The organism is Varibaculum sp. GTC20041 (assembly GCF_055387755.1).
Window position 1 is genome coordinate 1,249,089 of sequence record NZ_AP041144.1, and the last position, 15,958, is coordinate 1,265,046.

General features: G+C 49.8%; 6 protein-coding genes. 3 read left to right on the top strand and 3 right to left on the bottom strand.

The features are described from left to right. Window positions 1-121 precede the first annotated feature (121 nt). Window positions 122-1,648, bottom strand: coding sequence for a sodium:solute symporter family protein (locus tag ACZ5BI_RS05360; protein WP_316086347.1), 1,527 nt, complete (start codon window positions 1,646-1,648; stop codon window positions 122-124). A gap of 384 nt (window positions 1,649-2,032) precedes the next feature. Here ACZ5BI_RS05360 and ACZ5BI_RS05365 point away from each other — a divergent pair, with 384 nt between their 5' ends. Genes ACZ5BI_RS05365 through ACZ5BI_RS05375 form a run of 3 tightly spaced genes read left to right on the top strand, consistent with a single transcriptional unit; the run spans window position 2,033 to window position 4,562 of the window. After that, window positions 2,033-2,950, top strand: coding sequence for a dihydrodipicolinate synthase family protein (locus ACZ5BI_RS05365; protein ID WP_316086345.1), 918 nt, complete (start codon window positions 2,033-2,035; stop codon window positions 2,948-2,950). Next, window positions 2,947-3,885, top strand: coding sequence for an ROK family protein (locus tag ACZ5BI_RS05370; protein WP_316098066.1), 939 nt, complete (start codon window positions 2,947-2,949; stop codon window positions 3,883-3,885). Before ACZ5BI_RS05365 ends, ACZ5BI_RS05370 begins: the two co-directional genes overlap by 4 nt. Before the next feature lie 2 nt (window positions 3,886-3,887). Continuing rightward, the gene (locus tag ACZ5BI_RS05375; RefSeq protein ID WP_464895795.1) at window positions 3,888-4,562 is read left to right on the top strand and encodes an N-acetylmannosamine-6-phosphate 2-epimerase; all 675 of its coding nucleotides are present in this window, start codon (window positions 3,888-3,890) and stop codon (window positions 4,560-4,562) included. 212 nt (window positions 4,563-4,774) lie between these two features. Here the strand turns inward: ACZ5BI_RS05375 and ACZ5BI_RS05380 are convergent, their stop codons facing one another. Both ACZ5BI_RS05380 and ACZ5BI_RS05385 read right to left on the bottom strand, forming a co-directional pair. Continuing rightward, complete coding sequence (locus tag ACZ5BI_RS05380; protein ID WP_464895796.1) at window positions 4,775-10,234, bottom strand: endo-alpha-N-acetylgalactosaminidase family protein; 5,460 nt, start codon at window positions 10,232-10,234, stop codon at window positions 4,775-4,777. A gap of 37 nt (window positions 10,235-10,271) precedes the next feature. Continuing rightward, window positions 10,272-15,794 carry an NPCBM/NEW2 domain-containing protein gene (locus ACZ5BI_RS05385; protein ID WP_464895797.1) on the bottom strand — a complete coding sequence of 1,841 codons (5,523 nt, stop codon included), beginning with the start codon at window positions 15,792-15,794 and terminating at the stop codon, window positions 10,272-10,274. Between the last annotated feature and the right edge of the window lie 164 nt (window positions 15,795-15,958).

Here is a 15,958-nt window from a genome sequence, read left to right on the forward strand (position 1 = left end):
ATGTACCGAAGAAAAGCAGAGCACTGCCAACAACTATTCCGACTAGCTGTCTTCACTAAAAGGCATTTAAGACTTATCTGCTTACATTTATTTGAATGGATAGCTAATATTAGCGGAGCTTCTAGGCCACCGGACGAACATACTCCTCATCAATGGTGGTATAGGTAAGTCCCGTAACTTCTTTATTGGCTTTCGGAAATACTAGACTGATCAGATAGGAAAATACCAAAGAAGATACGAAGGCAATAAAAGCTATCATCAACGCGGAAGCAAACATTGACCCTTCTGGCAGGAAAAATTTCATTCCTACTCCCACCAATACGCTGATAATAAGCCCTGCTATAGCGCCTACTGAGTTCGCCCTTTTTGTGAAGATTCCGATAAAGAAAATCCCCGCTACCGGTACCCCGAACAGCCCGGAAACTGTAAGGAAGATATTCCAGGTTTCATTCGCATCATGCAATAGGAAATAGATCGCCACCGCCAGAGAGAAACACCCGGAAATCGCAATAATGATCCTTGCTAGTGCCACATCGGACAGACCTTTTAAGCGGTTCGCAAAGAAACGCTGCTTAAAATCAGTCACCGCACAACTGGAGATAGCGTTCAGACTTGAAGCGATAGTTGATTGTGCAGCCGCAAAAATACCGGCAATTACTAGGCCGGCAATCCCGGCAGGCAACTGAGTAATCACGAAATAGGGAACCAGACCAGCAGTATTCTTTTCTAGAATCTCTGGGAGATTATCGGCGTAGAAAGACCAAAGAATTGTGCCCATACCAAAGAAAATCGGGATAGTGATTAGCCCCAGGAAGAAGTTAGTCCATAAGGCTTTTTCAGTTTCTTTAATAGATTTTGTTACCTGGTAGCGCTGCACCACATCTTGGCTTCCGGTGTATTGGTAAAGCGTGTTAGCCAGTTGGCCTAGCAAAATCACCGGTACAAACTTGTCCATGTGTTCAAATTGGAAGTTCTGTCCTGACAGTAGCTTTCCGTCATGGGCAGCTGAACTAACGAACTCGCCAAACCCGCCATTTAGTGCGGATATGCCCATAATGCACACCAGGAGAGCTCCCCCTAATAATAGGAATCCTTGGATTACATCGGACCACACCACGCCCTCGATGCCACCTAAGAAGGTGTAAACGATACACAGTCCCCCAACGATTACCGCGACAACGATGGGATTAATAGAGGAAACAGAGGTAACTGCAATAATAGGCAGGTAGATGACCACTGCCACGCGACCAATATGGTAAATCATAAACAATAGGGAACTAATGGCTCGCATCGCCGGATTGAATCGTTCCTCTAAATACTCATATGCAGTGGTTACCTTGAGTTTTCGGTAGAAAGGAATATAAAACTTGATAAATACCGGAGTCAGCATCATGATGCTCAAAGATCCGATAGCGTAAGCCCAGTCATTGTTGAATGCTTGCTCGGGAGTGGACATAAAAGTAATAGCGCTCAAAGTTGTGGCATACATACTGAATCCCGCTGCCCAGGCCGGGATTTTTCCTTCTGCTTTGAAGAAGGCATCTGTATTTTTACTGGCACGCCTAGTGAAATAAGCACCTACCGCCAACATCGCCGCTAGGTATGCAATCAAAACTATCCAGTTCGCAGTACCAAATTCAGTTTTCATTTAATTACAGCTTTCTCGTCATTGGGATTAGGTAACTACTTGAGTTACGAGTGTCACTTTACCGTTGCGACTTCAATGTGTACATAGAAAAAACAGTAATTTATCTGACAATTTACATCAACATAATTTTTTCACCCACTAGCACTCAACCCTTAAATAGCTATTGACAAGGAAATATAAAGAATACCCTCAAAACCCTTGCGTCAGCCGAATCAATGAATTATGCTCGAAGTGTCAGATAACTAACGATGGATTTGAGCTGCGGAAGCCCTACCCAAGCAGAGAGGCAATGATGTTTCTACTGTGACAATCTTGCTTAAGCAGCCCTCTTCCCAGTCGAGTACTCTAAAAACAGATAAATCCACTAAGTAAAAAGGAAAAGAAATGACTGATTTCTCCGGTATTGTCCCCCCGGTAGTTACCCCGCTAACCAAGGACGGCAAACTCGATAAAGAATCCTATAAGCGCCACCTAGAACGGATGATTGCAGCCGGAGTAGACGGCTTATTCGTCCTCGGCTCCTCCTCAGAAGTCGCCTTCCTAACCGACCAGATGCGCCGGGAAGTCCTAAAAACTGCCGTTGAAATCGTAGATCATCGGGTTCCCGTACTGGGCGGTTGTATTGATACCGAAACTATGCGGGTTATTGAACACGCCAAAGAAGCAAAAGAACTCGGGGTAGATGCGATTGTTGCTACCGCTCCGTTCTACGCTCTTGGGGGGCTAGCGGAAATCGAACGCCACTTCCGCCTGATTCATGAAGCTATCGACCTGCCCCTATTCGCTTACGATATTCCCGTATGTGTACACGTTAAACTGCCGGTAGATTTGATTATTCGCCTCGGTAAAGACGGGGTGTTATCCGGCGTAAAAGACTCTTCCGGTGACGATGTTTCTTTCCGTTTCCTCTGCCAGGAGAATCGTGATTGCGGTCACCCCTTAACCCTGCTAACTGGGCACGAAGTCGTGGTTGATGGCGCCTATATGTCCGGGGCGGACGGATGCGTACCCGGCCTGGGAAATGTAGACCCCGCGGGTTACGTCCGCCAATGGCGTGCCTACCAAAACGGGGATTGGGAAACCGTACGGAAAGAACAGGACTATTTAGCTCGCCTAATGCGTATCACCGCAGTTCCAAGCGGTATTCAAGGCTACGGAGCGGGAGTAGGCGGCTTCAAAACTGCCTTGCAACTGTTGGGAGTTTTCAACACCAACCAGGTTACCGAACCAGTTAAAGCCCTGGAAGGGGAAAATGTTGAACGCGTACGCTCCGTACTTGAGCAGGTAGGGCTCTTAAAATGAGCTATATCCTCGTCGCCGACTTGGGCGGCACCAAAATAGCATCCGCGGTAGTTAATACTGCCGAAGGGACGGTAGCGGCGAACTATTCGCGTCCTACCCCTGCCAGTGAGGGTAGCGCGGCAGTAGTAGCCGCCATTATCGAAGCATTAAGCCACGCTAAAGACACAGCTAAAGCCGAGGGCATAAACCAAATCCAGGCAATCGGCATTTCTGCTGCGGGGGTGATTAACCCCCAGCGGGGAACGGTTATTTCGGCTACCGATTTGATTAAAGGCTGGGCCGGAACCGAACTAGCGAAACAGGTAAAGGCAGCTTTCAACACGGAAGTTTTCGTCCTCAATGATGTGCACGCCCACGCCCTCGGGGAAGCAACCCTGGGAGCCGGTAAAGACTATTCCTCTATCCTGGCCGCAGCGGTGGGAACCGGTATGGGAGGCGGGCTAGTTATCGATGGTCAAGTCCAGTTTGGCGCGCACTATGCCGCCGGTCATATTGGACATCTGCCCCACCCGTTAGCTGGTGATTTAACCTGTTCTTGTGGAGCCAAAGGTCATATCGAAACCGTGGCTTCCGGCAGCGGTCAAGTGAAACTGTATAACCGGGATAAACCGGCTAATCTCCCGAGGGCGCAAAGCGGACGCGAAATCACCGAACGCGCCCTAAAAGGAGAAGTATGGGCAACCCAGGTTATCTATGACTCTGGATATGCGCTTGGACAAACCCTGGCCGGCATCTGCAACTTGGCCGATCCCCAGGCTATTATAGTTTCCGGGTCGGTTACCCGTTCCGGTAAGCCATGGTGGCAGGCAGTAACAGCGGGATTCGGGGCCGATGCTCTCACCCCCGTAAAGAACACTCCCCTCATCAGTGGCACCCTGGGAGGAAATGCTCCCCTCATAGGTGCAGCTATTTGGGCAAATACGAATCTAGGATAATCATGAATCAAATAATCCGGTCCCTTAAAGGGGGATTAATCGTTAGCGTACAAGCCTATGTGGGCGAACCGATGCGGCACAGTGAAACTATGGCTCAGATAGCTTTAGCCGCTGAGCAAGGTGGCGCAGTTGGGATTCGCTGTCAGGGCTTATCGGATATTTCTGCGATTAAAGGACAGGTTGAAATCCCGGTTTTAGGGATTTGGAAAGAGGGGCACGAGGGTGTGTTTATCACTCCTACTTTGCGTCACGCTCGCGCCTGCTCAATGGCAGGAGCCGATATTGTGGCGCTAGACGCTACCCGCCGTCCGCGTCCCGATGGTCTATCTTATGGGGAAACTGTTGCTGCCCTGCATGATGAGGGCATAGTGGTGATGGCCGATTGCGGAAGTATCGAGGATGCTCGGCAAGCAGCTGCAGCAGGAACCGATATTTTATCTACCACTCTGGCAGGCTATACGGGAGATAGACCCAAAACTGCCGGACCGGATTTTGAGCTACTGGCTCAAATGACTGCGGAATTCCCTAAGTTTCCAGTGCTATGTGAAGGACGAGTACACACCCCGCAGCAGGCACGCCAAGTTATGGAGGCGGGAGCCTGGGCGGTAGTAGTCGGCACCGCGATTACCCATCCCACCAGTATTACTAGCTGGTTCAATGCCGCAATTAAGGATTAGCACCTATACGTCTGTTTATTTGCAGTTACAGGCGGGAAGTTTATAAGAAAAGAGAAAACTTTGGGGGGTGTCTGGATTAATCCAGACACCCCCCAAAACTATTTGCATCTGCGGTTATTAGCTTTTTGCGGCGGCGTGGTTTCTTCTATGCTTTCGCATCGATTCCACGCCGCCGCAGCTGCCCCTAGGAGAACCGGGTAGACATCTTAACCTTAGGATTCTAAGCGACGGTTACGAATCCGACTACCCGCAACTATCAGCATTAATGCAAGTATGGCAAATGCTCCGCCATAAGTACCGGTGCTAGTTAGATTCCCTCCGCGAGAGTTAGCGGGGTTATCTGTAGGCGGAGTTACCGGCCTATCGGTAGCTCCCGGTTTTCCGGTACCCGGCTTATCTTTATCTGGATTGCCCGGTGCCACCTCGCATCCTTGAGGAGCCATAGCCTGGAAAGTCCATTTAGTTACTGCCCCCGCAGCGAAACGATAGCTGCTGGTATCAGAGATTTTGGCGGTAACTGTTATTTGCTTTCCGTAGGCGTATTCGTGCTTACCGGCTGCCACCTCTTTGCCGTCAAGCAGGTATTGGACTCCTTTGGTTACGGGAATCTCCACGAATGGTTTCTTCTCGCAGCTGCCCGGATCGGTTGCCACCGGTGCTATCGGAGTCACCTCGGTGATTTTACCTGGTGTTTCTTCGCTTGCCGCCACGTTAAAGGTTACGGTTCCCGGGATAGTTACGGTTTTATCTCCCTGAGGATAACTGGCTTGAATCGGAATCTGCACAGACTTTCCGGCTTCGGAACCCAAAGGAAGATAGGTTACTTGCCCAGTGGCGCTATCAATATAGATATCACCATTAGCTTTTACCGCCTCACGCGATTGCACCAAGTGTCGCTGACTGTCCAGATTCGCGAAGCTGAATTTCACGCCCGCCGGCGGGGTAACGGTGTCCCCATCCTCATCAACGAAAGTTGGCGCATCCGAAGTGGCAACCGTATCCGGTTTAGCCTCTGCTACTACGTCTTTTAAGCTGGGAGGCTGCACTGCGGGAGTCTCAACCTTACAGGTAACTTTGGCATCTGCCCAGTCGGCGTGATCATTACCGTTGCCGTTACCGCCGTCAGTTACCTTTAGAATCAGGGTTTTCACCCCGGTAATATCAAGGTCAATTTTATTTGCTCCTCCCGTTTTGGTAACTACCTGCGGGGATTCAAATAAGGTCTTCCCGTCTCCGATAACCATGAATTTCACGGAACCATTTGGTTGAGTGTCATCCACCCCGGCGATTGCGTTCATCCGGTTACATTTACCCGCCAAATCAAAGGTAATGCTACTTGGTGCATGGGCACCGATACCTTTGGGATATTCTTTGCCTCCCACCTTGATTGGGGTACCGTCGCCTCGTCCTTGTTCTCCATTTTCTTGGTCTCTTTCAACCGGACCCCAACCGTTCTCTTCATCACTCCAAGGCAAATCAGATAGGTAGTTTTCACCGTCGCGAACCGAGCGGAGCACTTTAACTTTCCTGGCTATGCTTACTTCCCTAGTCGTGCCATCGGAATCAATCTGATAGGAGACTTTATAGGTCAATACTCCATCTGTAGCCCCTTGGGGAGCCTTAACCTCCCAATTTTGGGCGATATTGTCCCCACTAGGTTCACTCTTCTTAGTGACTTTCCAGCCATCTGGAGCGCTGAGAGTAGTTTTCAGGTTCGTAATTTTTCCAGGATTACCCGGTTCGAAGAAGTCGGTATTGGTTTGTACCGTAAAGGTTTGCCCTTCAGATACGGTCTGGGCTGCTTGGATTGCCGGATCGGCATTACCGGGCAACACCTCAGCTTTCCCTAGGTCTTCGACCCGGATATTATCTAGGGTCAAATCCGATCCGGGAAGCCCGCCGACTTTATTAATACCAATCCAGTAGTCCCCTACGGTGGAGGTAACAAATTCGGTGGAAAAGATTTGGGTTCCTTTGCCCCCTACTCCTTTACCTTTCGCTTCGGGAATATCTTTAGTTTGCACCGCAGAGCTCTTAATCTGCGAGTCGGCCAGCCAGTCCCGGCCTAAACTAAACTGATACTCACCCGCATAGGCCTGCTGATAGGCAAAAGAAACCCGGTATTTATGCCCTGGTTCAAACTTTATTGCAGCTGGGATAGTGCGCAGAATTTGCCCCGCATTTTCTTCATGCGCCAGCAGTGACCATTTCCCGGCGAGCACATTGTCGCTTTGTTTACCATGGGCAACAACTTGACCTTGCTTATTCTTTCCCCACCAGCCCGCATCGGAATAAGGAGAGTGACGCTCTGCTAACTGGGTGCGAGCGTCTCCTCCCTGAGTAGCGCCGGTAATGAAAGGCCAATAACCAGTGTCTACGTCCTCAAAATCAGCAAAGAAGACGGTTTGCTCGGTTTTGTCGTTATCTACCGGAGCGCTATATTTAACTACTCGCAAATCATCGACACGTACTTTTGCGGCTCCGTCCCCTGCTGCCACCTGGAAAGTAACCGGGTCGCCTTCACTGTGGAAAGTTACCCGTACCCGCTGGAAGTAGGTTTGGAACTTTTCATCCGAAGCCGTCTTGTTAGGGGCAGTAGATTTAGTGATTCTGGTGGCAACTTTCCCAGCAATGGTTTTCTGGTTACCGACAGCTTTAACGCCGTTACCGCTGATGCTCACGTCTACTTGCCGCTCTTGACCGGGTTGTACCTCTACCCACGCCCACATGGAATAGTCGCCTTTAGGTAAGGTGAGGGTTTGGGATAGGGAGGACGCTCCCTCGCCTATTAGAGCCTGGAAGTTAGCGCGATTACTGGTTTCAACACTAACGTTTCCACTGGTGTCATAGGATTTTAAGGTACCGGAGAAGAACCCGGGATCTTTAATACCGCTACCCTGCCCCCAGTTGGGGTCTGCTTGATTAGGCGCGCTTTGCGGATAGAGGACGTAGGCGGTATTTGCCTTAGCCGAGAGGGAAATACTGCCCCCACTTGCATTCACGGTGCCTTTATCTACCCTTCCGGTAGCAGTGAGCTCATACAAATGGAAGGAGCCTACGCTCTTAAAGTGACCCGGCAGTGTCCAGGTGCTAGTGCCCCCAGCCGGGTTGTAATGGTACAGTTTGTCTCCGGCAGATTTAGCTGCCCCGATTCCGTCTTTTTCCCCCCACGGCAACAGGTATTTTCCGCCGGTATATACGGTAGCGCCGTCATAGGTTATTACCCGGTCGGTACCTAAATCAGTACCGCTGATACTGGCACGATTAGAGGTAACCTCGGTTCCGTTGGTGAAAGTGGCTTTTTGCCTAAGCTGGTAGGTTTTAATGTCTGATTGTTGCAGGAATTTGGTAGGCAGGTTACGTTGCCACACATTATTAATAAACTTGCCATAATCGGTGTGACCAGTCCAGCCTTCAAATTCCACGACATTAGCATTGCCTAGTAGCGGATTTGGATTCCAGGAATCTCGCCAACTGTTTTCCACGAAACGAATTAAGGTCGAGTTCAAACCTTTTTCTTTGTATCCCCCATACTTTTCATCGTTTGCCCAGTGCGACCATAAAGAAGTATCCGGGAATGCCCAAGCCCATTCAGAGCCGATTTCCCAGCCTTGTTTTTGCAGCTCTGCACCCAGACGCTGGGGACGCCATCCTCTGCCGTAAAATACGTCAAAATAAAGCCAATCGAAACGGTCAGCAATCCCGGCTTCAGTCAGTTCATCCCGGAACTTCTGGAAACGCTTAATTAGCCGTCCCTGCGCTAGATCAGCGTTATCGTCCATATAGTATGCCTGGTTCATCCAGCCCCAAGCCGCCTGGGGCGGCATTTTTATAACACATGATTCATCGGTAACGGTAGCGGAGTTGGTACCATCATTGAAACACTTAGCTTCCGAGTAGGATTCGGTGGCGTTGATATGTACCCCAAAGTCGGCGTTATAGTTTTCCGCCCCTTTAGTCATGGTCACCAAATCGGTAAAACCGCCTGCCCGCTGATTGTAATGCCCGGCATAGTCTCCTTGGGCAGAGTCATGCCCTTCTGCTTGATACCCTTTAAGCAACACGTGTTGTCCCAGGTTATCGGTCTCTAAACTGATGCGTTTAGTATCGTCTAGAGTGCGTAAGAATGGATGGGTAGCTTGGGAAACAATATTGAACGGAATCCGAGTAATCACCCGGTTCTTGGTATCGCCGTAACCATTAGGTAGTTTATTTTCCACCATGAGGGCGCGGGTAGCGGTGGCAGAGTCTTGCCAGTCTACCGCGCTGTCACCATTTACGTCACTTACCACACGTACCTGGGCAAACGGATTGGCATCTTTACCGATTTTCCCGCTGCGGGTATTAGTGCCCCACACTACCCAGGAAGCGGGAGTAAGCGAGCCTACCATTGTGGTTTTACCCGCGGTAGCCGCCTCCTCTTGGGCGGTAGTTGCTACCCAGCGAGTTGCTCCGCGTCCATCTTGCTTACTGGCGGCATAGTCGTCACTGACCGCATTCGAGACCAACCCGGCAGCCAGTTCACTGTTGCTAAGCGCCGCCATATATCCACTGGCGCGCCCTACTTTTTGCTTAGCGATTTTCCAGGTAGTGTCGGGGTTTTCCATTCGATTAGTGCCATCGCCGGCCACTGTTAGGGATCCATCTTTAGCAGCGGCAACGCTGACCAGATTCAGCCCTGGTACTGCCAGGCGATCTACTTGATTCTTAGGATCATCAATCGCGGTTACTTCCCAGCGAAGATTACCTTTAGCCAAGGAAATCTTTACTGTCAAAGTAGCTTCTAAGCCACCAACTTTTAGCTTATAGGTGGCACTATCACCGGTCTTTGTCGCGGCAGAAACCAAGGAGACGGTTCGCATCTGTTCATTAATGCGTACTTGTTTCAAAGCAGGTCCCACATTTGCCGGTAGGGTTTTACCCTGCAGGTGATAGGCGATAACTTGGGGAAATCCTGCCTGTAAGTCGGCTGATAACGTGCCATCGGTAATGGTGATTTTATCGCCAGGGTTAGGAATCTTAACTTCTGGTTCAGCTGCGGGGGGAGCTGGCGGTTGATATCCGCTGACGGTAGCGGCATTGAACTCAGCCAAAGAACCAACGGTTTCGCTGCTTCCGGCTTGACCGCCCCAGGCACTCTTATAAATTACCCCTACACAGCGGGCAGGAGCCGGAGCAAAATCTATATTTTTGGCGCTTAAATCCCCATGATTTTCTTCAAACTCGCCGGTCGCTAAGGTCTTAGCCGGGGCTAAATCCTTAGCTTTGGTTTTATCGGCACAGTTGGCATCGGTGTAGCTGACAATCTCATATTCGCGTACCCTTCCCGAGCCGTTGGAACTTTGCCTCGGAGTTAAAATTACTCGCCCTAAATCTGGGACTTCTTTACCCAAATCAATAATGAACCTATGGGGCATTTCATTATTGCCCGTACCTTGATACCAAACGGTATGCCAGTAGGATTTGCTGTCCCCATCTAGCACTTTTTCTAGCGGACCGTTGGCTCCTTCACCACCAGTTTCTACAGAATCAGTCCACACGGCTTTCATCTGCGCTTGTGGTATCGGGGTAAACACCGCTTCCGCGGCCGCAATCGGCGCACTTGCCAGTCCCCCGAAAGCCAGAGACAGCGCGGCACTAACCGTCAAGATAGTTTTATGTTTTAAGGGCATTGCTTCCTACCTTTTCTTCTTTAAGAAAAAACCATCATCATTCACTAATAACGCTCTGTCTTCTGGAAAAACGCTGGATCATGAGTCCAGTTCCCATGACTACCAGCGCCAGTAGCCCCACTGTCCCGGCTGCACCGGTAGATACCAACCCGGCTGCCGATTTTTGCGGCTTAGCTTGAGCTTGCCCAGGACGACCATCCTGAGCCCCTTGGGTTCCACCCGGCTTAGTCGTGGGCTCGCTGGGCTTGGTCTCCACTTTGAACTGGTGCTCCCACTGGGTGGTAGCCCCCGCCTTAAAGCGATAACCACTGTCCGGCTGGGAAGTAATCAATAGTTTCCTCGCGCCCTTAACTGGGTAAGTCCCGGGCTTAACTACCTGATTATCAAGCAGATATACCACTCCCGGAACCTGCGGAATCGTATAGGTGTTGTCTTTATCGTTAAAGCTCGGTGCTTGCGGAGTTACCTCCGGAAGTGGCTGCGGAGCGCTGCCGCTTACCTTAAACTTAGCGGGCACTATCTCACTAGACCCGTCCTCATAGGTAACTTTAACGTCTACACTTACAGTTCCGCTTTGCTGATTTGCGGGCACTTGCCAAGTTACCACCCCGGTACCAGCCTCAATGCTCATCCCCGCTGGGATTGGTTCTACCAGCTCGAACTTTTGCACCCTAGCCTTTCCAGCTGCCGGGGCAAAACTGGGAGCGGCTGCGCTAGCGGTTTTACCGGCTTTAGCTTCGGTGTCCTGATAGGAAGGCTGATACTTATCGGCATCCATCTGTTCACAGGCAACCACGGCATCTGCCCAGTCAGCATGATCCTGGGCATTAGATTCGCCAGCATCGGCAAACAAGGTAATTTTTTCTTGCCCACTTATGTCCACTTTCATGGCTTCAGCTTTATCGGCAGCAGTCAATGCTTTACTGGACGCGCCCAGTTCCTGCCCGTCAGCCCCCAATACTCTGAAAGTTACCGAAGAGAGGTTATCGGCTTCTTGGGTGTCATCTATGCCGACTTTCGCGCTGAATAATGAGCACTGTTTGCCTAAATGCACGGTTATCTTCGAGGAAGCGTGGGTTCCAATACCGCCGCGATACTTTTCTCCCTCAATCAGCAGAGGACTGCCCTTCAAGGTGCGGTTTACCCGAATCAGACCGTCATCTGCCCAACCGATACTGCTACCGGGATACCAGTCCAAGTTGGCTACGGGAACAGTCCCGTGAGGAGCGCGCATTTGCGCCGGGGTGTCCTGGTCGGCTTGGGTAATTGTCCAGCGCGTAGCAGTCATATCGCTAGGTAGCTGGATTAAATCTGTTTCCATCGGCCTAGACTTGGTGTTGTCATCCAAATCTCCCACGTTCCCTAAATCAACATGCTTTTCTTCCCCGGTAGAAATAGCTAAATCCATATTGGTCAGGGCGTGGCGCACAATATATTTGCCGTTGCCGTCCTCAATAATCTGCCATTTCTGATTATTGCGTTTACTGGTTGATGAGTTATTCTTCCAGGCACCAGTGTGATACTTCTGATTAATATCGTTTACGCACTCGACCAAGGCGGGACGGGCACCAACTTCGTTAACTACATTCAAATCTGCAGTAGCGTATTGCCGCCCGCTGCCATTGAAGCGCTGCTTGCCCACATCCATACTCAGGCATTTACCGCTTTTAACCGATTTCAACTGGTAGTAGTGGTCATAGGTGTGGGTGATTTGCCATTGATCGGATGAATAACTAATCGCGTCTGGTTCGCGATTTTCGGAAGCATCTAAGCGTAACCCGGAGCTAGTAAAGGCATACACCCCATCTTCTAAGGGACGCCGATTAACATTTTCCCAGTTAGGCGTATGCCCTAGCGCTTTTGCAAAGTCTACAAAAGTTTTGCCATCTTTCCAGGGGCGCGAGCCTGACCAGCCTAGCTGGGACACTAAGCGGAAAGCCTCAAAGGTTTCCATCTCAACTTCATTTTCGGTTTGATATATGGAAGTATCAGGCCATATCGAGAGCTTAATTCCCAGGTTTCCAGGATTATCATCAGCTACTTTTCCACTCTTAAAAGTACCGGCAGTAAACCCTTTGTCATTATAGATAGCGGCTGCGCCACTGTTTTGAATCCGCCAACCCATTTCTCGGGAGAAATAGAGATCGTAATTGGTGTTATTGACCTTATGCCCTTTATCAATCAGAGTTTGCGGACTGAGACCCCCCTGCCACATATCGATCACGATATCCTTATCCAGGGAATCAATATTTTCTTGTTTTAATCCGTCATTCCAAACTCGCAAAGTCTTACCCTTAGATTTCACGTACTTATTAATATCGTTAATGAAATCTACGAACAGTTTGGGACCGTTTACTCCACCCGGTCCAAATACCGGGTAATTCTTGTAGGCAGAACGGTACATATATTCGTCCCCTGCCATATGCCAATACTTGGAAGGGAATACATCCAGGTAATCATCAATTTGGCGCTTATAAAAAGCGACGGCTTCCGGGTTAGTGATATCTAGACGGTCATTATCCAAAGTGCCATCGGTTTTCTTAAGCTGATACTGAGGCAGGTTATGAATCTTCGGATCCATATGTCCCGGGGCTCCCATTTGGGGAACTACTTCAATACCCAATTTGCCGGCGTAAGCAACAATCCCTTCTAACTCTTCCTTAGTGTAATAGGAATAGTTATTGGTGACCGGTTCTTTCGCTGACTCCATCTTGGCAGTTAAAACTACCTGATTCATCTTCAGATCAGCCATATCGGTGAGCATCCGGTGAATATAATCTGGTTGATTCTTAATCCGGCAGGCACATAGAGTGACGGCACGCTCACGCTGCTGAGGTAGGTCAATGGCGCTGCCATAGGGCAGAGTTAGCTGCTGGCGCAGCATTTGCGACAGAGTGCGCGTACCCCAGAACGCTCCCCGTTTTTGCGCGGCAGTAATATTTACCCCTTGGGCACCAATCTGGAGGCTATACCCCTCCTCTGCCAGTTTGTCTTGTTGCGCAGAATCTATAGTGATGACCACATCGTGGGCTTTCGGAACTGCCCCACCGGCGGCTTGTACCCGCACAGTTTGCCCCTGCCCCGCCGCTTTCAGGTAGGAGTTTAGCTCTTGCACCACAATCTGGGCTTGGTCTTCAAAACCAGCCGGATAGTAAACTACCGTGTCCGGGCTTAGTTTGAACACGTCATTTGCATCGGTATTGGTCTTCCACGAATCCAATGAGGGAATCGTTTGGGGAAGTTTGGTCGCTATCGGATTATCAGAGGGAAGCGGGATTTCTTTCCCGCTATAGATGAACTCTTGGAGCACTTTAGTCCCATCAGTTACTTTAACTTTGAACTTGGGAGTAAAGCTGCCGCGAATAATATCTTCTTTGGTTATTACATAGTCACTGGCGGTACAAGAGAAAGTACTTCCCTTATCCAGCTTTCCGTCCTTGTTATGGCAAGATAGCGTAAAGTTTTCCCCGTTCAGCCGGACATCTACCGGGATTTGTCCCACGTTTTGCACTTTCGGGGTAAACACCAGTTTATCGCCCACGTCATATTTGTCTTTAGTTCCCGCTACTGCCAAATCTGTTACCTGAACGTGACTGGCAAAGATAGGAATTATGTTTCCCTTAACCGGTTTTAACTGGGTAGCAGCGCCAGAATAACCAGGATTTTGGTATTTGTAAGTGATGGAGGGGGTAAAGAATCCGGCGTCGACATCTTCCTGGGTGACCGTGTGGGTGCGGTTTGCACACGGCAAGGTAGCTCCCGCCGAGATACTTCTCCACCTACAGCCTGCCCATCCGGTATCCAAATTGGAGGCAGTGGCAGTGAAGGACTTATCTTGAGCAAGCAGGTTTGTTACATTAACAGTGAAATTCATTTTGTCGCCCACAGCCCAAGTTCCATCGGCTTTGGGATTGGTAAGCTCAAAGTCAACGCCAACCGAACCGGTAGGGTCAGTATTTAGATTGCGGTTGGTAACCTTGATTTCTACGTCCCCGCGCAGCTTAATATTGCGGTATTCCAGACTAGAGTCGAGATAATAGGTTTTTTGGGCGGCATTAGCCGGAACGCTAACCCGTAAAGTTACAGTTTCGGAGTTTCCGGGATGAAGTTCTTGCGCCAAGACGCTTTCTTCCATTTTCCACCCGCTTGGCAATGCCAGTTTTACCGCGGTAGCTAGGGGAACAACCTCTTTCGCGTCATCATTGGTAACCTTAACTGGAATCTCGACAGTTTTACCCGCTTCCGCCGCTACTTTTGCATCAGCTAGAGAAATCTTTACTGGATTCAACCAATTGGTGTCAAAAGTGCCAAAATGAATAGTTTCAAAATAGTTACCACCAATCTGGTGATCTTCTTCGAAAGCTACCCCGTATTTACCGCTTTGAGTATCAATCGCGACTAGATCAGAGTAAGCGGCCTTGTCATTCCAATAAAGTTTACGAATCGGCCAAGTTTTACCGTCATCATAGGAATAGCTCACTGCGAGAGTTTTACCGCTATCAGCCATCCCGGAATACAAAAGCTCTTTAGATTTGGGGTCTGAGGAGGGAGCATCCGGGTATCTGCGGATAATCGAGGCATTGCGCCCCGGGGTCTTGGAATCAACTAGGGATCGTTCTATTTGCAGATCAGTCCAGGTTTCCCCACCATCGGTGCTCTTGGCGATATAGCGATATCCCGCCTTGTTACTCATCCGGGAGTTCAATAAGAGCGTGCCATCGGACAGTTCCACCAATTTGTTTTCGTTCATATCTGTGCCGATGGTGGAGCCGCGTTTCCAGGTTTTACCGTGGTCATCGGAATACACCGAGTAGGCTGCCCAAGTACCGGGCTTACCGGCAATAAACTGGGTGATTAGGCGTCCATTCTTTGCCGCATTAGCACCGCTTTGATGCTGCAGCTGGATACCGTGTCCAGAAGCCGCAAACCCGCAGGGATATCCGGGCTGTTTAACCGCGGCAGTAAGTCCCCGCGTTGCATCGGGAGAGTTTCCGTAACGCTCCGTCCAGCTCACCCCATTATCGGTAGAAACTGACAGGCTCACCCCTTGAACTTTGCGGTTGCTAAACTCGTCAGTTTCTAGGGTTCCGTTAGGGTCACACCCTACGTCATAGGAATGCACATGGAAGTTAAATAGGTGACCAGTTTGTTTATCGTAAATGTAGGCCGGGTCAGAGAACCCCTCTTTATTAGGATCCCTCAGAGTAGTGCCCTTACCTTGGGCAATAACAGTTTGCCCTTGCCAGGTCGCTCCCCCGTCGGTAGAGCGTTTTTGCATTATTGAGTTGGGCGCCGGGGCATCACCATTTGCGGGGCGAGCATCATAGGCGGTTAATAAATCACCATTACTCAGTTTGATTACTGCGGGAATCCGGTAGTTGGTAACCCCATCGTCACCGTATTTAACTACGGTGTTATAGCTAAACTGGCCAGAAGCGGCCTCGGCGGGAAGAGCGGTTGCCAGCGGCATGAGGGTCATTGAAGTCAAAGCCACCGAAAAACCGGCTACTAAAGCCTTAAAACGTCCTTTGGTCACCGATAACACCATTTCAAACCTCATTGTCTTAAGTACTCACTTTCCGTGGAATTTACCGACCCCGGCAAGCACACCCTGAAAGCGACTATTTCTCTTAATCTTTTCGATTTTTACCCAGATGAGCAAGCCCTAACCCTAGGTATTTACTCAAGCTATAAAGCGGTGGGGTGAAAACCTCAATTGGGTTT